The sequence below is a fragment of the Castellaniella defragrans 65Phen genome, from assembly GCF_000612685.1.
Lineage (GTDB): Bacteria > Pseudomonadota > Gammaproteobacteria > Burkholderiales > Burkholderiaceae_B > Castellaniella > Castellaniella defragrans.
In genome coordinates this window covers 2,672,593-2,691,373 of record NZ_HG916765.1, presented here as the reverse complement: position 1 = coordinate 2,691,373, position 18,781 = coordinate 2,672,593, and the positions used below count along the sequence as shown (strand labels likewise).

Genomic DNA, 18,781 nt, shown 5'->3' with positions numbered 1-18,781 from the left:
TGCATGCAGAACATCACATCCCAAGGAGACACGCCATGCACGCCCCCGCTCCGGTGCTGCCCCGCACCCTGTTCCTGGACACCCACGACGTCGCCCGGCTGATCGGCGTGCTGGGCCTGCCCGCCTGCCTGCGGGGCCTGGCCGGCACGCTGCGGGCCGATTACCTGCGCTGGCCCGAGTTCGACAAGGAAGCCCGCATCGCCGCCTATTCCGAGCAGGGCACCATCGAATTGATGCCCATCACCGACGGCACGCATTACAGCTTCAAATGCGTCAACGGCCACCCGGGCAACGGGCGCCACGGCCTGCCCACCGTCATGGCGATGGGCGCGCTGCTGGATTGCGACACCGGCATGATCCGCCTGCTGAGCGAGCTGACCCTGACCACGGCGCTGCGCACGGCCGCGATGTCGGCCCTGGCCGCGCAGGTCCTGGCGCGGCGCGACAGCCATTCGATGGCGCTGATCGGCAACGGGGCGCAGAGCGACTTCCAGGCGCTGGCCTTCGCCACCCTGCTGGGCGTGCGCGAACTGCGTCTCCACGACCTGGACCGCCGCGCCTCCGAGCGCCTGGCGCGCAATCTGGCGGCGGCCGAACTGCCCGGGCGGCCGCTGTCCGTGCGGCTCTGCGATTCGGTGGCCGAAGCCGTGCGGGGCGCGGACATCGTCACCACCGTGACGGCCTTCCAGGGCCGGGCGCAGGTGCTGGACGACGCCCTGATCGAGCCGGGCATGCACCTGAATGCCGTGGGCGGCGACTGCCCCGGCAAGACCGAGCTGGATCCGGCGATCCTGCGCCGGGCCGAGGTCTTCGTCGAATTCCCGCCCCAGACGCGCAAGGAAGGCGAGATCCAGCAGATGCCGGCCGATTTCCCCGTGACCGAACTGTGGCGCGTCCTGGCGGGCGACGCGCCGGGGCGGACGCGGGCGGACCAGGTGACGCTGTTCGACTCGGTCGGGTTCGCGCTGGAGGACTATTCCGCGCTGCGCTTCCTGCAGGCCCAGGCGGAGGCCCACCAGGTGGGTACCTGGGTGGAGGTCACGCCGGGGCAGGCGGATCCGCGCGACCTGTACGGCTGGCTGCAGGGCGAACTTCGGGGCGAGCAAAGGGGCGAGCAGAGGGGCGAACCGCAGAGCCGGCCCGCGCTGGTCTCGTGACGGCGCGTCGGTGAGGCCGCGGGCGCCGCGCGCCGGCCGGTCTCAGGCGGCGAGGATGCCGTCGGCCGCCGCCAGCCCGCTGCGCACCGCGCCTTCCAGCACGGCCGGATAGCCGGTGTCGGTCCAGTCGCCGGCCAGCAGCAGGCCGGGCCAGGGGGTGGCCATGCCGGGGCGCCGCAGGCCCGGGACGGCGTCGAAGGTCGCGCGCCGCTCGGTGACCAGGGCGTGGGCCTCGATCTGCGGCAGCGGCGGGAGCGATCCCGCGGCCGCCTGGGCGCGGATCTGGGCGATGACGCCGGCCGCGAGGCGCGCCGGATCCCGGCCCGCGTAGCGGTCCGCCGTGCCGATGACCACGTGGACCAGCCGGCGTTCGGCGTGCGCGCGGGCGCTGGCGCTGCGGTCGAACAGCCACTGGCCCCAGGCGTCGCACGCCGGCTCGTCGCGCAGCAGCAGCATGGGCCGGCCCGAATCCCAGGGCCGGGCAAGCCGCAGGGTGAGGGTGCCGATGGCGGAGTGCGCCGGCTCCGTCCAGCCGTCCAGGAAGTCCGCCGCCCCGGGCAGCGGCGCCAGCAGGCGCCGGGCTTCGGCGGCCGGCACGGCCAGGATGACGCCTGCGTGCGGTTCGCCGTCCACCCGCCAGCCGCCCGCCGGGCCGGGTGCGATCGCGCGCACCCGCTGGCGCCGCAGGCCCTCGCCCAGCAGGGCGCAGGCGCGGGCGGGCCAGAGCGCATGCAGGCCGTCGCGCGGGATCAGGATGCGGCTGGCGGCCGGCCCCGCGCCCAGGCTGTCGGCCAGCACGCGGACGAACAGGCGCGCCTGCGCCGCCCGCGCCGGCGTGTTCAGGGCGGCCACGCACAGGGGCTCCCACAGGCGCGTCATCAGGTCCGGCGGGCAGCCGAGGCCGGCCAGCCAGTCCGCGACGGTCGCGCACGGATCGACGCGCTGCGGCTCCAGCGCGCCGAACACGCGGGCCAGGTGGCGCCGGCCCCGCCCGCCGTCCAGCCCGCGGCTGCCCAGCAGCACGCCCAGGCGGTGCAGGGGCGCGGGCAGCGGCCAGAACCGCAGCCTCAGGCCGCCGTCGGCCGATCGCAGGTCCAGGTCCCCGGCCAGCAGGGCCCGCGCCGGGTCCACGTCCAGGGACCGCATCAGCGCCAGGGTGGCGCTGTAGGCGCCCAGCAGGATGTGCTGGCCGTTGTCGATCCGCAGGCCCAGTCCGGGATGGTCGATCCACCGCGCCCGGCCGCCCGGCGCGGTGGCGGCCTCGTAGACCCGGACCGCCCGGCCCGCCCGGCGCAGGCGCACGGCGGCGGCCAGGCCCGCCCAGCCGGCGCCGACGACGGCGATGCTCATCGCGGCGCGCTCATGCCGGCCCCCTGGCGCTGCGCGCCTTCTTCCGGAGAGGGAATTCGCGCGGGGGCGCCGCCCGGCGCGCTCATTGCGCCAGACGGCGCACCAGCCCCCGGCCGCCGCCGACCCAGGTCTTCCAGGCGAGCCAGAACTTGCGGATCGGCGTCAGCGCGATGCGCTGGTTCAGCACGTGCCAGCCGTCGCGCTCGATCTCGTCGAGCAGGGCGACGTAGATGGCGGCCATCATCAGGCCGGGCCGCTGCGCGCGGCGGTCGGCCTCGGGCAGGGCGCGCATGGCGTCGCGGTACAGCGCGCGCGCGCGTTCGGTCTGCTGGCGCATCAGGGCCTGGAAGCCTTCGGTGTAGTGGCCGTCGAGGATGTCGTCCACCGTCACGCCGTGGCGCGCCATGTCGTCGGCCGGCAGGTAGATGCGCCCGCGCCGGGCGTCGTCGCCCACGTCGCGGATGATGTTCGTCATCTGGAAGGCCAGGCCCAGGGTCTCGGCGTATTCCAGGGTGCGCGGGTCGGTGTGGCCGAAGATGGCGGCCGACAGGTCGCCGACCACGCCGGCGGCCCGCCAGCAGTATTCCCGCAGGGCGTTCCAGTCGGCGTAGCGGAACTGGTCCAGGTCCATTTCCATGCCTTCGATCACGGCGTAGAAGGGCTCGGGGCGCAGCCCGAAGGCGGGAACGTGCCGCGCCAGGGCGATGGCCACCGGATGGTCGGGCTTGCCGTCGAACATCAGGCCGACCTGGTCGCGCCACCAGGCGAGCTTCATCCGCGCGACCGAGGGCTCGCCGACCTCGTCCACGATGTCGTCCACCTCGCGGCAGAAGGCGTACAGCGCCGTGATGGCGCGGCGCCGCTCCGGCGGCAGGAACAGGAAGGCGTAGTAGAAGCTCGAGCCGCTGCGCGCGGCCTTCTGCTGGCAGTATTCGTCAGGCGTCATGGTATGGATTCTCTCCGATCCGCAGCGCCTGCTTAACGCTCGACTGATTCAGAGGAGCCATGGGGCGATGCGGCGCGGGGGCGCGGCGTACAGAATGCGCGCCAGCATAGCAGGAAGGCGTCGGCGCGGCCCAGGATGGGCCGGTTGCGCCAAGGGTCGTAGCCGCCCGCGGCGAGCTTTTCCAGGACCCGCAGGCCGCCGTGCACCACCAGGCGCAGTTCCAGGCCGATGCGGCCGGGCAGGCGCCAGGCGAGCGGGCTGCCGGCCAGCAGGGCGCGGCGGGCCTGCGCGGCCTGCTCGCGCACCGCGTCCCGCCAGGTGTCGGACGGCGGCGCGGCCGCATCGGCGCACCGCGCGTCCAGGGCGGCGGGGTCGAGGCCGTGGCGTTCCAGGCAGTCCAGGGGGATGTAGCAGCGGCCCTTGGCCTGGTCCAGGGCCACGTCCTGGCAGAAATTGACCCGCTGCAGTCCGGTGCAGAGGGCGTCGGACTGGGCCAGGTCCGCGGGGTCGGTGCGGCCGAACAGGTGCAGCATCAGGCGCCCGACCGGGTTGGCGGAGCGGCGGCAGTAGTCGAGCAGGGCCGGCTCGTCGGCGTAGCGCGTGACGCTCAGGTCCTGGATGAAGGCCGACAGCAGGTCCAGCAGCGGCTGGACGGGCAGCCGGTGGCGCACGGCGGTGTCGCCCAGCCGGGCGAAGATCGCGCGGTCGCCGTCGGACAGCGGCGCCCGGATCGGCCGCCCGGCACCCAGGTCCCGGACCGCGGCGCGCCAGGCTTCCAGCCGTTCCAGGCGCGCCGGCGCGGGGGCGTCGCCCTCGTCGGCGATGTCGTCCGCGCCGCGCGCGAAGGCGTACAGATCGCGCACCGCAGGGCGCAGCCGGGCGGGCAGCAGCAGGGACGCGACGGGGAAATTTTCGTAGTGATCGACGGCCATGATGAGGCAGTATACTTAGCCGGACAGCCTGTCCGGCCGTGGTTTTTCATCTCGATGCAACCGCGGCCCGACGGGCTGATTCTCAAAGTGCCCGCGCGGCCCGGTTCCGGGGCCGTCGCCTCCTTTTCCGCTTTCCGGGGGATTACATGCCGCGCCCGATCCTGGCGACGATCGACACCGAAGCCTTGTCCCACAATCTGAGCACGGTGGCCGGCCGCCTGCGGCGGGACGCCTCCGGCGCCGCGCCCTTCATCTGGGCGGTGATCAAGGCGCGCGGCTACGGCCACGGCATCGAGGCCGCCCTGGCCGGTTTCGCCGAGGCCGACGGCCTGGCCATGCTGGACCTGGAAGAAGCCGTGCGCTGCCGCGAGCTGGGCTGGACCGGGCCGTTGCTGCTGCTCGAAGGCTTCTTCGAGCCCGCCGACCTCGACACGCTGGTCCATTACCGCATCGGCGCCGCGCTGCATTGCGCCGAGCAGTTCGACATGCTGGAATCCAGCCCCGTCGCCCGGCAGATCGACGCCTTCGTCAAGCTCAACACCGGCATGCACCGGCTGGGCTTCCAGCCGGACGAATTCCGCGCGGCCCACGCGCGCGCCCTGGCCCTGCAGGCCGACGGCGTGCTGGGCCAGGTCGGCGCGATGACCCACTTCGCCCGCGCGGACGACGATCCCGCCGTCACGCGGGCCCAGATCGACTGTTTCCTGCGGGCCACCGAAGGCCTGTCCGGCCCGGTCAGCCTGTGCAATTCCGCCGCCACCCTGACGCCCGGGCTGGCGGCGGGCATCGCCGGCGACCCGCAATGGGTGCGTCCCGGCATCTGCCTGTACGGCTCCTCGCCCTTCGCCGACCAGCCGGCCGATGCCTTCGGCCTGCGCCCGGCCATGACCCTGTCCGCCCGGCTGATCGGCGCGCACCGGGTGCCGGCGGGCGAATCGGTGGGCTATGGCCACACCTTCCGCGCGCCGCGCGACATGCGGGTCGGCATCGTCGCCTGCGGCTATGCCGACGGCTATCCGCGCCACGCGCCCACCGGCACGCCGATCGTGGTGGACGGGGTGCGCACCCGCCTGGTCGGCCGGGTGTCCATGGACATGCTGGCCGTGGACCTGGACCCCGTGCCCGAGGCGGCGGTGGGCGCTCCGGTCGTGCTGTGGGGGCAGGGCGGCCCGTCGGTGGACGAGGTCGCCGCCGCCTGCGGCACCATCGGCTACGAACTGCTCACCGCCGTGACGCCCCGGGTGCCGCGCCGCGTCCTGTGAATCCCCGCCTGCGGAGGAATGCTTCATGAAAAACAGTTGTGTGCTCGTCACCGGCGCCACCAAGGGCATCGGCTGGGCCGTCAGCCAGCGCCTGGCCGACCAGGGCTGTCACGTCGTCGGCCTGGCGCGGCACGTGGCCGACATCGATTTTCCCGGCTACCTGTACGCTTGCGACCTGGCCAACGCCGGCGAGACCGAGGAACTGCTGCGCGTCATCCGCGAAAAGTACCCGGTCGACGCGGTGGTGAACTGCGTCGGGCCCGCGATGCCCGAACCTCTGGGCGAGGTCGATCTGGCCTCGCTCTACCAGGCCTTCGACCTGAACGTGCGCGTGGCCGTCCAGGCGGTGCAGACCTTCGTGCCGGGCATGAAGGCGCGCAAGTCCGGCCGCATCGTCAATCTGTGCGGGCGCGTGGTGCATGGCCAGGCCGGGCACACCAGCTATGCGGCGGCCAAGAGCGCGCTGCTGGGCTGTACCCGCACCTGGGCGCTGGAATTGGCGCCCTACGGCGTCACGGTCAACGCGGTCTCGCCCGGGCCGGTGGAAACCGGCCTGTTCCGCGCCGAATGCCCGGTCGGCAGCGATGCCGAAAAAGCCGTGCTTGCCACCATCCCCATGGGGCGCCTGGCCCAGGCCGACGAGGTCGCGGCCGCCGTGGTGTTCCTGCTGGGCGACGGGGCGGCCTTCATCACCGGCCAGGAAATCGGCGTGGACGGCGGCGGCAGCCTGGCGGGCCGCTGATGGCCAAGGCGCGCACCCTGTTCCTCTGCTCGGACTGCGGCGGCACCTCCGCCAAGTGGGAAGGCCGCTGCCCGCATTGCGGCGCCTGGAACACGCTGCAGGAAACCCGCGAATCGCCGGCGGGATCCTCCGGCCACCGCTACGCGCCGCTGGCCGCCTCCACTCCGGTGCGCCGCCTGTCCGACATCGAGGCGCGCGAGCAGGCCCGCAACCCCACCGGCATCGAGGAATTCGACCGCGTGCTGGGCGGCGGTCTGGTGGCCGGCGCGGTGGTGCTGATCGGCGGCGACCCGGGGATCGGCAAATCGACCCTGCTGCTGCAGGCGCTGGCCAGCCTGTCCGAACGCGGCCCGGTGCTCTACGTCACGGGCGAGGAATCCTCCGAGCAGGTCGCCCTGCGCGCCCAGCGCCTGGGCGTGTCGGGCGACGGCGTGGACCTGCTGGCGGAGATCCGCCTGGAGCAGATCACCCAGGCCCTGGTCGAGCGCCGGCCCGGCGTGGCCGTCATCGATTCCATCCAGACCCTCTATTCCGGCGAGCTGACCGCCGCGCCCGGCTCAGTGTCGCAGGTGCGCGAATGCGCCGCCCAGCTCACCCGCATCGCCAAGCAGACCGGTGTCACCCTGATCCTGATCGGCCACGTCACCAAGGACGGCGCGCTGGCCGGCCCGCGCGTGCTGGAGCACATCGTCGACACCGTCCTGTACTTCGAGGGCGACACCCATTCCTCGTTCCGCCTGGTGCGGGCCATCAAGAACCGCTTCGGCGCCGTCAACGAACTGGGCGTGTTCGCCATGACCGACCGAGGCCTGCGCGGGGTGAGCAATCCGTCCGCGCTGTTCCTGGCGGGACACTCGCGCGAGGTCGCCGGCTCCTGCGTCATGGCCACCCAGGAAGGCACCCGTCCGCTGCTGGTCGAAGTCCAGGCCCTGGTGGACACGGCCCACGTGCCCAATCCGCGCCGCCTGTCCGTGGGCCTGGAAAGCAGCCGCCTGGCCATGCTGCTGGCCGTGCTGCACCGCCACGCGGGGATCGCCACCTACGATCAGGACGTCTTCGTCAACGCCGTGGGCGGCGTGCGCATCATGGAGCCGGCCGCCGACCTGGCCGTGGCCCTGGCGATCCTGTCGTCCATGCGCGACCGGCCGCTGCCGGCCGGCCTGCTGGCCTTCGGCGAGATCGGCCTGGCGGGCGAGATCCGTCCGGCCCCGCGCGGCCAGGAACGCCTGCGCGAGGCCGCCAAGCTGGGCTTCGGCCTGGCCGTCGTGCCGCGCGCCAATCTGCCGCGCCAGCCCATCGAGGGCCTGCGCATCCAGGCCGTCGACCGCGTCGAGGACGTGCTCGGCGTGCTGTCCTGAAAGGCGCGCGATGGACGGGCTCTGGCTGATTCCCGCCTGCCTCGCGGCGGGCGGCCTGATCGGGTTCTCCGGCGGGGTGCTGGGCATCGGCGGCGGCCTGTTCGCAATCCCGCTGCTGGGGCTGGTCCTGGGCTACGAGCAGCAGGCCGCCCAGGGGACGGCGCTGATCATGGTGCTGCCGGCCATTCTGCTCACCCTGCGCAAATACCATCAGCACGCGCCCATCGACTGGCGCTCGGCGGCGGCGGGGGCGTGCAGCTCGATCCTGTGCACCTGGATCGGCGCGCGGATCGCCCTGGGCCTGGACCCCTGGCTGCTGCGCCGCATCTACGCCGGCTTCGTGTTCCTGATCGCGCTGTTCTATTTCCGCGAGAGCCTGGGGCGCCGCGCCCGGCCCCGCCCGGCCGCCTTCTACCGCGAGGTCGGCCAGGTGCGCAAGCGCTGGTATTTCTGCGTCGGCGTCTTCGCCGGGCTGACCGGCGGGATCTTCGGCGTGGGCGGCGCGGTGCTGGCGGTGCCGTTCCTGACCGCGTTCTTCCACCTGCGCCAGACCTCGGCCCAGGCGGTGGCGCTGGCGATGATCGTACCGGGCACCTGCGTGGCCCTGGCCACCTACGCCTGGCACGGCCAGGCGCATGGGCTGGTGGGCATTCCCCTGGCGGCCGGCAGCCTGCTGTGCGTGCCTTACGGCGTGCGCCTGGCCTATGCGCTGCCCGAGGCGCGCCTGAAGCTGATCTTCGCCTGCATGCTGCTGGTCATCATGGGACTATTGCTGATGCGGGGATGAGGCAGGACACAGGACAGTCCCTGCGGACTGTCCTGTGCCTGCCGAATCCGAGTGCCTTGCAAGGCACGAGGTGGGGGGATGCTTCATGTCGAGACGGGCCATGCCGATCAAATCCAAGGAGAGATGAACGATGAATTGCACTCCACCGGGCTGGGCAGCGCATCGTTTCCCAGGCGGCGCCTTCTGCGTGCCCGCGCGCTTCGCCGGCCAGGCCGATGCGGGCTGGTTCGACGCCCACCGGCCCGATGCCGCGCCGGTGGGCGAGGGCGGCCGCCAGGCCGCCTGGTTCGTCGACGGCGTCCACGGCCCCGCCGTCCTGCGCCACTACCGGCGCGGCGGCCTGCGCGCCCGGCTGGGCGGCCGCGAATCCTACCTGTGGCTGGGCGCATCCCGGGTGCGGGCCTATGCCGAAGTCCGGGTGCTGGACCATCTGCGCCGGGCCGGCCTGCGCGTGCCCGAACCGCTGGGCGCGGCCTACTGGCGCCCGGGCGCTTCCCCGTTCTACCGCAACGCCATCCTGATCGCCCGGATCGCGGGCGCGCAGGCCTTGGCGGGCCGCCTGGACCGGGCCGATCCCGCCGCCGTCGCACAGGCCATCGCCGCCATGCACGCGGCCGGCGTCTGGCACGCGGACCTGAACGCCTACAACATCCTGTTCGACGCCGACGATCAAGTCTGGCTGATCGACTTCGACCGCGCGCGTCTGGGTGTGGTATCCCCGGGACAGGCGGAAAAAAACCGGTTGCGCCTGCGTCGGTCTTTGGTTAAGGTAGCCGGCGCGCGCGGAGCGCAGTGGTGGGATGCGTTATCCCGTTGTTTTCCTCCATGCTAGGGGCCCATGCCATGAAAATCGGCACCGTACACACCCTGTTGGCCGCCGCCGCGCTGATCGCCGCGGTTCCGGCGTCCGCACAGGATCGCGTCGTCAACGTCTACAACTGGGCCGAATACACCGCGCCCGACACCCTCTCCGGTTTCGAGAAGGCCACCGGCATCAAGATCCGCTACGACGTCTACGACACCAACGACACGCTGCAGGCCAAGCTGCTGACGGGCAAGTCGGGCTACGACGTGGTCGTGCCGTCCACGCACTATGCCGCCCGCCAGATCCAGGGCGGCCTGTTCCAGAAGCTGGACCGCTCCAAGATCCCCAACTGGCAGTACCTGGACCCCGACCTGATGGCCCTGGTGGCCACCGTCGATCCCGGCAACCAGTACCTGATCCCCTGGGGCTACGGCACCAACGGCCTGGGCTACAACGTCACCCAGGTGCGCGAGCTCATGGGCCAGGACGCGCCCCTGAATTCCTGGGACATGCTGTTCAAGCCGGAAAACGCGGCCAAGCTGCAGTCCTGCGGCATCTCCATCCTGGACGAGGCCGCGCAGGTCTTCCCGGCCGCGCTGCACTACCTGGGCAAGGATCCCAACAGCAGCGATCCCAAGGACTACGAGGCCGCGCTGGCCCTGCTGAAGACCATCCGGCCCTACGTGCGCCAGTTCAGCTCCTCGGGCTACATCGACGAGCTGGCCTCGGGCGGCCTGTGCATGGTCTACGGCTTCTCGGGCGACGTGATGATCGCCTCGTCGCGCGCGAAGGAAGCCAAGAAGTCCTACGCCATCGACTACGTCATCCCCGACGGCGGGGCGCCGGTCTGGTTCGACACCATGGCCATCCCCAAGAGCGCCGAGCACGTGGACGAGGCGCACGCCTTCATCAACTACATCGAGACGCCGCAGGTGCACGCGGCCATCACCAACACCATGTACTACCCCAACGCCAACAAGGAGGCGCGCAAGTACGTGGTCGAGGAAGTCGCGAGCAACCCCATGATCTACCCCTCGCCCGAGGTCTCGCGCACCCTGTTCGTCATCAAGCCGCAGCCCCTGAACATCCTGCGCCTGCAGACGCAGATGTGGGCGCAGCTCAAGACCGGGCGCTGACGGCGATGCAGGATCCGCGCGGCATGCCTCGCCAGGGCGAGGCCGACGACTTCGTGCGCATGGACGACGTCGTCAAGATCTTCGGCGACACGGTGGCCGTGAAGTCCGTCTCCCTGTCGGTGCGGCGCCACGAGATCTTCGCCCTGCTGGGCAGCTCGGGCTGTGGCAAATCGACCCTGTTGCGCATGCTGGCGGGCTTTGAGGAGCCCACCTCCGGGCGCATCATCCTGGACGACGAGGACATCACGGCCCTGCCGCCGCACCGGCGGCCGGTCAACATGATGTTCCAGTCCTACGCCCTGTTCCCGCACATGTCGGTCGAGGCCAACGTGGCCTTCGGCCTGAAGCAGGAAGGCGTGCCGCGCCAGGAGATCCACGAACGCGTGTTCGAGGCCCTGGACCTGGTGCAGATGGCCGGCTACGCGCGCCGCCGCCCGCACCAGCTCTCCGGCGGCCAGCAGCAGCGCGTGGCGCTGGCGCGCAGCCTGGTCAAGCGGCCCAAGCTGCTGCTGCTCGACGAGCCCATGTCGGCGCTGGACAAGCAGATCCGCCAGGCCACCCAGATCGAGCTGGTGAAGATCCTGGGCCAGGTCGGCGTCACCTGCATCATGGTCACCCACGACCAGGAAGAGGCCATGACCATGGCCAGCCGCCTGGCCGTCATGACCGAAGGCCAGATCGTCCAGTGCGGCACGCCGCACGACGTCTACACCTTTCCCAGTTCCCGCTTCGTCGCCGGCTTCATCGGATCGACCAATCTCTTCACCGGCACCATCGTGGTGGACGAGCCCGACCACGTGCTGATCGAGACCGACGCGCTGTCGCGCCCGCTGTACGTCAGCCACGGCATCAGCGAGCCCCTGGGCATGGAAGTCCACGTCTCCATCCGACCCGAGCAGATCCGCGTCGGCCGCCAGGTCCCCGAGGCCGAATCCAACTGGGGCCACGGCATGGTGTCGCACGTCGCCTGGATGGGCAGCTATGCCCGCTACCAGATCCGCCTGGACGCCGGCCAGACCATCGAGGCCAGCGTGCCCAGCCTGGACTGGAGCCAGTCCGACGCGCCCGGCGTGGACGAGGAAGTCTACGTCACCTGGTCCCACGACGCCGGGACCGTGCTGGCGTCCTGACGCCGGCCCGCCGCCTTCACCGCCCCCCGCATCCGGAGCCGCCGATGCACCTGAAAATTCCCGGCCACCGCCCCAGCGCCCGGCAGTTCGCCATCGGCGTGCCCTACGCCTGGCTGGCGCTGTTCCTGCTGGTGCCCTTCCTGCTGGTGCTGAAGATCAGCTTTTCCGACCTGCAGTTCGGCATCCCGCCCTACACGCCCATCGCCACCCTGCAGGACCAGACCCTGACGCTGGCGCTGCACCTGCGCGGCTACGTGCTGCTGTTCACCGACAGCCTGTACGCCGCCGTGTACCTGAACTCGGTGAAGATGGCCCTGGTCACCACCGTCTGCTGCGCGCTGATCGGCTATCCCATGGCCTACCACATCGCCCGCGCGCGGCCGGAGATCCGCAACCTGCTGCTGCTGGGCGTGATCCTGCCATTCTGGACCTCGCTGTTGCTGCGCGTCTATGCCTGGGTCGGCATCCTGCGCAACGACGGGCTGCTGAACCACCTGCTGATGGGCCTGGGGCTGATCGACGCGCCGCTGGAAATCTACCGCACCGACCTGGCCGTCTACATCGGCCTGGTCTACGCCTACCTGCCGTTCTTCATCCTGCCGCTGTACGCCAACCTGGTGAAGCTGGACTACCGCCTGCTGGAAGCCGCCTACGACCTGGGCGCGCGGCCCTGGAGCGCCTTCCTGCGGATCACGCTGCCGCTGTCCATGCCCGGCGTGGTGGCGGGCGCCATGCTGGTGTTCATTCCGTCGGTGGGCGAATACGTCATCCCTGAAATGCTGGGCGGGGCCAACACCCTGATGATGGGGCGCGTGATGTGGAACGAATTCTTCAACAACGCCGACTGGCCGATGGCGGCGGCCGTCACCTGCGTGATGGTCCTGCTGCTGCTCGTGCCCCTGTCCATCTTCCAGTACAACCAGGCCCGCCAGCTGGGAGCGCGGACATGAAGCGCGGCGGCGGCTGGTTCCGCTTCCTCACGCTGGTGGTCGGCTACGGCTTCCTGTACGTGCCCATCGCGTGCCTGATGGTGTTCTCCTTCAACGACTCCACGCTGATGACCTCGTGGTCGGGCTTCTCGCTGCGCTGGTACGCGGAACTGTTCCAGGACCAGGCGCTGCTGTCGGCGGCGAAGCTCTCGCTCGCCATCGCCACCCTGACCGCCACCGCGGCGGTGGCGGTCGGCACCTGGGCCGGCTACGTGCTGGCGCGCATGGGGCGGTTCCGCGGCTTCGGCCTGTACATCGGCATGCTCAGCGCCCCGCTGGTCATGCCCGAGGTCGTGCTGGGCATTTCGCTGCTGCTGATGTTCGTGGAAATGTCCAAGGTGTTCGGCTGGCCCGACGGCAACGGCATGTTCACCATCTGGGTGGGCCACGTGACCCTGTGCACGGCCTACGTCGCCGTCATCATCCAGTCGCGCGTGCGCGACCTGGACCGCTCGCTGGAAGAGGCCGCCCTGGACCTGGGCGCCTCGCCGCTGCGGGTGTTCTTCCAGATCACGCTGCCCCTGATCGCCCCGGCCCTGCTGGCCGCGTGGCTGCTGTCCTTCACCCTGTCGCTGGACGACGTGGTGGTGGCATCCTTCCTGTCCGGCCCGGGCTACACGACCCTGCCGCTGGAAGTCTTTTCCCGCGTGCGCCTGGGCCTGAAACCCGAGATCAACGCCCTGGCGACCCTGTTCATGGTCGCCGTGGGGATCGTCGTGGTGGCGGTCAACCGCATGCAGATCCAGGCGGCGAAGCGGGCGGGGTAGGGGGCTGACGGCCCTCTGATGGCGACATATTCTGTCGCCCGCATGCGGACAATGAAAGCTCATCACAGGAGCTTTTCATGTCGCGTATCGCCAGCCCCAAAAAAAGCCGGATCAAGAACGGGAGCGCCCGTCCGGAGCGTTCCCTGGATCGTCAGACGCACCTCTGGATGCTGCGCATCCTGGTGCCCTTGCAGGGCCATCGCAAATTCATCGACAAGGACCGCCTTTATGACGATGACATCGCGCGTGCTCTGGGCCTGGATGACTGGGTCGATATGGACGAAGAGGACTTCGACCCCAGGACTGTCTTGCGGTTGCTGCGCGAACAGCATGAGGCGGCTGAGCAAGAACAGGCCGAGCAGGACGAGGACGACAGTCCTCTGCGTCGCAACCTGGATCGCCTGGCGCCCTTGATGGGGCTGACCGCGGCCGAGCGGACCATCCTGGAATTCACGGCATTGCTGGCCAATAACTCGCTGCTGGGCGAAACCATGGAATTGCTGGGCAATGCCCTGAGTCCGAGCCGCATGTATCGTGTCCTGGGCTCCTTGCTGGAGCACGCGCCGGCCGATATCCAGGCCGCGCTGTCTTCCAAAGGACGCCTGGTCCGCAGTGGCCTCCTGAGCATCTTCTGGTCCGTCGGCTCCAAATACAACAAAAGCGCTTTCTCGTTCGTCTCGGATCAGTTTGCCGCCACGCTGATCTCGCGCGATGCGGAACCTGTCGAGTTGCTGGAAGGTGTCGTGTCCATGCCGCCCGCACCGGAACTGTCATTGAACGACTATGTTCACGTGCAGCCCTGGCTGGACACCCTGATTCCCTATCTGCGCCAGGCCCTGGCGCACCGACGTCCCGGCGTGAATGTCTTGCTGCATGGCCGCCCGGGCACCGGCAAGACCCAGTTGTCCCGCCTGCTGGCCCAGATGCTGGACGCATCGCCCTTCGAGGTCTGCATCGAGGACGAGGACGGTGACGCCATTGGCGGCGACAAGCGTCTGCGCGCCTACCGGACCGCACAGTGCGTATTCGCACGCAGCCCCCGGCCCGTGCTGGTGTTCGACGAAGCCGAAGACGTGTTTGCGGGGGCGGGCCGATTCCTGGTGTCCCGTGGCAGTGCCCATATGCAGATCAGCAAGGCCTGGGTCAATCGCCTGCTGGAGGAAAACCCCGTCCCGACCCTTTGGATCAGCAATTCGGTGTCCTGTATCGATCCGGCCTACCTGCGCCGCTTCGATCTGGTCATCGAAATCCCCGTGCCCGCACGCCGTCAGCGGGCGGAACTGATCGAATCCGCCGTCGGGGACCTGCTGACGCCGCGCGCCAAGGCGCGCCTGTCCGCCATCGAACAGTTGCCGCCGGCCTTGTTGACTCGGGCTGTTGATGTCGTGCATCTGGCGCAATCCGATCCGGCGGGCGCTGCCGCGCACGCCGACACCGGCGCGGTCATCGAGCGTCTGATCGGCGGCACATTGAAAGCCTGTGGCCAGGATGCGCTGCTGCGGGCGTCAGCCGCCGATCTGCCCGACACCTACGACCCCGCATTGTCCTGCGCGGATGCCGACCTGCCGTCCCTGGTCCAGGGGCTGGCGCGTGTGGAATCCGCGCGCCTGTGCCTGTACGGCCCGCCCGGCACCGGCAAGACCGCCTGGGCGCAGTGGCTGGCGCGCGAACTGGACAAGCCGCTGCTGGTACGCCGCGCGTCCGATCTGCTGTCCATGTGGGTGGGTCAAAGCGAAAAACAGATCGCCGAGGCCTTCGAGTCCGCCCAGCGGGACGGTGCGATCCTGCTGATCGACGAGGTCGACAGTTTCCTGCAGGACCGCCGGGGGGCCAGCCGGTCCTGGGAAATCACCCAGGTCAATGAAATGCTGACGCAAATGGAATCCTTCACCGGGATTTTCATCGCCTCCACCAATCTGATGGACAACCTGGATGAGGCGGCATTGCGCCGGTTCGACCTGAAGGTCCGGTTTCATTATCTGAGGCCGGAGCAGGCACGGGCCTTGTATCAGCGGCACAGCAAGGCGATGGGTTTGCTGGAACCGAGCGAGTCCGTCTGGCGGGTGCTGGATGGAATGCGCATGCTGGCTCCGGGGGATTTCGCCGTCATCGCGCGTCAGCACCGGTTCAAGCCCTTTGCGGATCATGTGGGGGTGTTGGGGGCTTTGCGGATGGAGATGGATTTGAAGCCGGATGCCGGGAAGAGGGGGATTGGGTTTGTTTGAAGAACTTGTCGTTTGTGTTTGATATCGATAATTATCAGGGGGCGATTCCTGATGTCGCTTGACAAGCCTCGTCCCTCATTCTTCAAACAATTCCGAATGCGTGCCGGTCCGCACGAAGATGACGGCATGGCCATCCGTCCGGTAGATCAGCAGGAAATCGCCGCCAATATGGCATTCCCTGTGGTCGGTCCACTCGCCCTTGAGCGGGTGGTCCCGCCATTCGGGGCCCAGCGGCGCATCGTCCGCGATGAGCAGCAGCATTGCGTCCTTCAGGCGTGTCAGATCGTAGCGGCCCGAGCGGGAAAGACGTTCCCAATCCTTGAGAAAAACCCGGGTATAGTCGCACGCCCTGGGAGGCCTGGCCCGCCTGCTGTCAGCGGGTTTTTTCGAGGCCATCGAGCAGCGTGTCCGCGGAACTGAAACGTGCTGCACGAGACTGTGCGATGGCGCGGGCTTCTTCCATGGCCGCGCGCGTGGCCGCGTTGGGCACCTTCAGTTCGAGCGGGAAAGCCTGGTCGTTGACCACGCGCTTGAGCAGGATGCGTACCGCGTCGGAGACGGACAGCCCCATCGCCGCCAGTGCTTCGCTGGCCTGCGTCTTGATTTCCTCGTCCACCCGGACGTGCAGCATCGTGGAATGGGCCATGAGCCGATCCTCCCTTTCCATGGATTCTGTATCTCCATTGAGATACTGTCAAGCCGCCAGAGAGCGGATGCCATGATGCGCGATACCGGGGGTACCAGCGATGCCGAGGATACCGGCGATGCCCCCCTCACACCCCCAACCCCCACACCGCCAGGCTGAACAGCCCCGCCGACAGCAGCATGCTGGCCGGGAAGGTCAGCAGCCAGGCCAGCAGGATGATGCGCACGGTGCCGTTGTGCAGGCCGCTGCGGTTGGCGACCATGGTGCCGGCCACGCCCGAGGACAGCACCTGGGTGGTCGAGACGGGCAGGCTGAACACGTTGGCCACGCCGATGGCGGCGACGGCGGTGATCTGGGCCGACATGCCCTGGGCATAGGTCATCCCCTGCCGGCCGATCTTTTCGCCCACGGTCAGCACCACGCGGCGCCAGCCCAGCATGGTGCCGGCGCCCAGGGCCAGCGCGACGGCGACGATCACCCACAGCGGCGCGTATTCCGTCGTGGCGGTCAGGTCGGCGCGCAGGCGCCGCAGATCGGCTTTTTCGCTGAGGGACAGCGCGTCCAGGCCGGCCACCTTGCGGGCGGTGTCGTCCAGGCAGAGCAGGTAGCGGCGCAGGCGCACGCGCGCGTCGGGCGGCAGGTCGTCATAGACGCGCACGCCGTCCAGGCTGCGGCGCACCGCCCGGATGACGCTCATCGTATCCTGGGGATCGCAGTGGGCCGTCTGGGGCGGATCGGCGCGCAGCGGCCGCTTGAGCGCCAGGTAGTCGCCCAGCGTATCCGCGTTGCGCTGGTAGAAGTCGCCCAGGTGGGCGGCGGCGTCGACGGTGCGCTGGACCTGGTAGGGCGTGCTGGCCGGATCCAGCACGAACTTGGCCGGGACGATGCCGATGAGCACCAGCATGATCAGGCCGATGCCTTTCTGCCCGTCGTTGGAACCGTGCACGAAGCTCACGCACATCGCCGACAGCACCAGCACCAGCCGGTTCCAGAAGGGCGGGTGCTTCTTGTTGTCGATGGCGCGGCGCTGCTCGGGCGTCTTGTGCATCTTCGAGCCGGCGAACAGCCTCTTCAGGCCGAGCAGCAGCAGCGCCGCGACGATGAAACCGGCCACGGGCGAGATGATCAGCGACAGGCCGATGTCGATGGCCTTGCCCCAGTTCACGCCGATGCCCACGGGCAGGCCGGTCAGCAGGGCGTTGGCCAGGCCCACGCCCAGGATCGCGCCGATCAGCGTATGCGAGCTGGATGCGGGGATGCCGAAATACCAGGTGCCGAGGTTCCAGACGATGGCGGCGGCCAGCATGGAGAACGCCATGGCCAGGCTGCGCCCGCTGTCCAGGTTGAGCAGCAGTTCCACGGGCAGCAGGTGGACGATGGCGTAGGCCACGCCCACGCCGCCCAGCAGCACGCCCAGGAAGTTGCAGATGCCCGAGAAGAGCACCGCCAGGTGCGGCGGCATGGCCTTGGTGTAGATGACCGTGGCGACGGCATTGGCGGTGTCGTGGAAGCCGTTGATGAATTCAAAGACCAGGACGAGGGCCAGCGCCAGGACCAGGCTGAGCCCGACCGAAAGGGGCAAGCCGGAGAATAGGTCGAGCATGATGGAGGAACGTTCGGGAGACGCGGAATTATTGCAAATTTGCGAAAAAAAGTTTGAATACCCCTTTTTCTGCATTCCCTTCGGCGGCCGTGCGGCCGTTTCCGCCCGCGCCGGCGGACCGTTCCCCGCCGGAGGGTCAGTCCGCGCGCCGCCCGTGCAGGTCTTCGTACGCCAGCCGCACCACCTCCGTGCCGTAGCGCCGGTCGAGCCGCCGGATGATGAAGTGCCCCCGCGCCATGTCCTGGAAGTGGTCGATGAACAGGGTGTTGATCAGGGCGCCGCCCGCCGCGCCCAGGGCGGGGATGGCCTGGGCGGCGGCCTTTTCGGTGATCTGGATGCCGAAGCGCTCGGCCACCATCGTGATCAGGCGCATCAGGGCGGGCGGGGCGGCTTTCTCGACGGCGACGCTGCCGGCGGCGTATTCCGCGGCCTGGCTGATGGCGCGCGCCAGCGCCGCGCGCACCACGTAGTAGCCGCTTTCCGCGCCGTCGTCGGCCGCGCTCTTGCCGCCCAGGGCGAAGACTTCCAGGCAGGCGAGCCGGGTGCCGGGATCGGCCAGCGATTCGCCTTCGCTGCGGGCAATGTCGGCGATCGAGCGCATCATGATCGTGGTGGAGATCGGCAGCTCCACCGCCAGGCCGGGCAGGCCGAAGAAGCCGCCCACGCCGCCGGTGGCGGCCGCGCCCACCTTGTGCCACCAGTTCGAGCTGCGGTCGCGGGGCTTGTCGTCCATCGTGAAGAGGGCGGCGTCGGCGGCCTTGCTCAGCGCCAGCCGGGTGACCTGGCCGATCTGGGCGCTCCAGCCTTCGGGCAGCCGGTCCAGGACTTTCTCGATGGGCGTGCCGACCAGGTTCGTCATGCGCGCGGCCAGGCCCGGGTTTTCAAGCAGGGCGTGGGCCTGGCGCAGGGCGTCGAGGTCGGCTGGGGAGAAGGGCGTGACGTTCAT

At 69.7% G+C, this 18,781-nt stretch carries 18 protein-coding genes; 11 read left to right on the top strand and 7 right to left on the bottom strand.

What is annotated here, in order from left to right; genetic code table 11:
• The first annotated feature begins 35 nt into the window (after positions 1-35).
• Positions 36-1,157: an ornithine cyclodeaminase gene (locus tag BN940_RS12030; RefSeq protein WP_043683381.1), complete on the top strand. Its 1,122-nt coding sequence runs from the start codon at positions 36-38 to the stop codon at positions 1,155-1,157.
• A gap of 42 nt (positions 1,158-1,199) precedes the next feature.
• On the opposite strand, the gene hpnE is transcribed toward BN940_RS12030, so the two are convergent.
• From hpnE to hpnC, 3 genes are all read right to left on the bottom strand, one after another.
• Positions 1,200-2,507 (bottom strand): hydroxysqualene dehydroxylase HpnE, encoded by a 1,308-nt coding sequence (gene hpnE / locus BN940_RS12025; protein ID WP_043683379.1) that lies wholly within the window; start codon positions 2,505-2,507, stop codon positions 1,200-1,202.
• An 82-nt stretch (positions 2,508-2,589) separates the two neighbouring features.
• Positions 2,590-3,453, bottom strand: a complete 864-nt coding sequence (gene hpnD, locus BN940_RS12020; protein ID WP_043683376.1) for a presqualene diphosphate synthase HpnD — start codon at positions 3,451-3,453, stop codon at positions 2,590-2,592.
• A 32-nt stretch (positions 3,454-3,485) separates the two neighbouring features.
• Positions 3,486-4,385: a squalene synthase HpnC gene (hpnC, locus tag BN940_RS12015; protein ID WP_043683373.1), complete on the bottom strand. Its 900-nt coding sequence runs from the start codon at positions 4,383-4,385 to the stop codon at positions 3,486-3,488.
• Between the two features lie 146 nt (positions 4,386-4,531).
• Between hpnC and alr the strand changes: the two genes are divergently transcribed.
• From alr to BN940_RS11965, 10 genes are all read left to right on the top strand, one after another.
• Entirely contained in the window at positions 4,532-5,647 is a 1,116-nt protein-coding gene (gene alr, locus BN940_RS12010; RefSeq protein WP_043683370.1) for an alanine racemase, read from the top strand.
• A gap of 25 nt (positions 5,648-5,672) precedes the next feature.
• Entirely contained in the window at positions 5,673-6,389 is a 717-nt protein-coding gene (locus tag BN940_RS12005; RefSeq protein WP_043683367.1) for an SDR family oxidoreductase, read from the top strand.
• Positions 6,389-7,747: a DNA repair protein RadA gene (gene radA, locus BN940_RS12000; RefSeq protein WP_043683364.1), complete on the top strand. Its 1,359-nt coding sequence runs from the start codon at positions 6,389-6,391 to the stop codon at positions 7,745-7,747. The genes BN940_RS12005 and radA overlap by 1 nt, the downstream gene beginning before the upstream one ends.
• A 10-nt stretch (positions 7,748-7,757) precedes the next feature.
• Positions 7,758-8,534 (top strand): sulfite exporter TauE/SafE family protein, encoded by a 777-nt coding sequence (locus BN940_RS11995; RefSeq protein WP_043683362.1) that lies wholly within the window; start codon positions 7,758-7,760, stop codon positions 8,532-8,534.
• Positions 8,535-8,664: 130 nt separating this feature from the next.
• Positions 8,665-9,366 (top strand): 3-deoxy-D-manno-octulosonic acid kinase, encoded by a 702-nt coding sequence (locus BN940_RS11990; RefSeq protein ID WP_052355819.1) that lies wholly within the window; start codon positions 8,665-8,667, stop codon positions 9,364-9,366.
• A gap of 11 nt (positions 9,367-9,377) precedes the next feature.
• Positions 9,378-10,475 carry a polyamine ABC transporter substrate-binding protein gene (locus BN940_RS11985; RefSeq protein WP_043683360.1) on the top strand — a complete coding sequence of 366 codons (1,098 nt, stop codon included), beginning with the start codon at positions 9,378-9,380 and terminating at the stop codon, positions 10,473-10,475.
• Positions 10,476-10,480: 5 nt separating this feature from the next.
• The gene (locus tag BN940_RS11980; protein ID WP_043683358.1) at positions 10,481-11,605 is read left to right on the top strand and encodes an ABC transporter ATP-binding protein; all 1,125 of its coding nucleotides are present in this window, start codon (positions 10,481-10,483) and stop codon (positions 11,603-11,605) included.
• A 44-nt stretch (positions 11,606-11,649) separates the two neighbouring features.
• Positions 11,650-12,555 (top strand): ABC transporter permease subunit, encoded by a 906-nt coding sequence (locus BN940_RS11975; RefSeq protein ID WP_043683356.1) that lies wholly within the window; start codon positions 11,650-11,652, stop codon positions 12,553-12,555.
• On the top strand, positions 12,552-13,361 hold the full coding sequence (locus tag BN940_RS11970) for an ABC transporter permease subunit (protein WP_043683353.1): 810 nt from the start codon (positions 12,552-12,554) through the stop codon (positions 13,359-13,361). The genes BN940_RS11975 and BN940_RS11970 overlap by 4 nt, the downstream gene beginning before the upstream one ends.
• A gap of 77 nt (positions 13,362-13,438) precedes the next feature.
• Positions 13,439-15,586 (top strand): AAA family ATPase, encoded by a 2,148-nt coding sequence (locus tag BN940_RS11965; protein WP_052355818.1) that lies wholly within the window; start codon positions 13,439-13,441, stop codon positions 15,584-15,586.
• A 75-nt stretch (positions 15,587-15,661) separates the two neighbouring features.
• Here BN940_RS11965 and BN940_RS11960 read toward each other — a convergent pair whose 3' ends face one another.
• The 4 genes from BN940_RS11960 to BN940_RS11945 form a co-directional block, all read right to left on the bottom strand.
• Entirely contained in the window at positions 15,662-15,982 is a 321-nt protein-coding gene (locus BN940_RS11960) for a type II toxin-antitoxin system YafQ family toxin (protein WP_043683349.1), read from the bottom strand.
• Positions 15,960-16,232 (bottom strand): type II toxin-antitoxin system RelB/DinJ family antitoxin, encoded by a 273-nt coding sequence (locus tag BN940_RS11955; RefSeq protein WP_043683346.1) that lies wholly within the window; start codon positions 16,230-16,232, stop codon positions 15,960-15,962. Before BN940_RS11955 ends, BN940_RS11960 begins: the two co-directional genes overlap by 23 nt.
• A 127-nt stretch (positions 16,233-16,359) precedes the next feature.
• A complete protein-coding gene (locus tag BN940_RS11950) occupies positions 16,360-17,835 on the bottom strand; it encodes an inorganic phosphate transporter (protein ID WP_043687040.1) in 1,476 nt (491 codons plus the stop codon).
• Between the two features lie 136 nt (positions 17,836-17,971).
• Positions 17,972-18,781: an EcsC family protein gene (locus BN940_RS11945; protein WP_043683344.1), complete on the bottom strand. Its 810-nt coding sequence runs from the start codon at positions 18,779-18,781 to the stop codon at positions 17,972-17,974.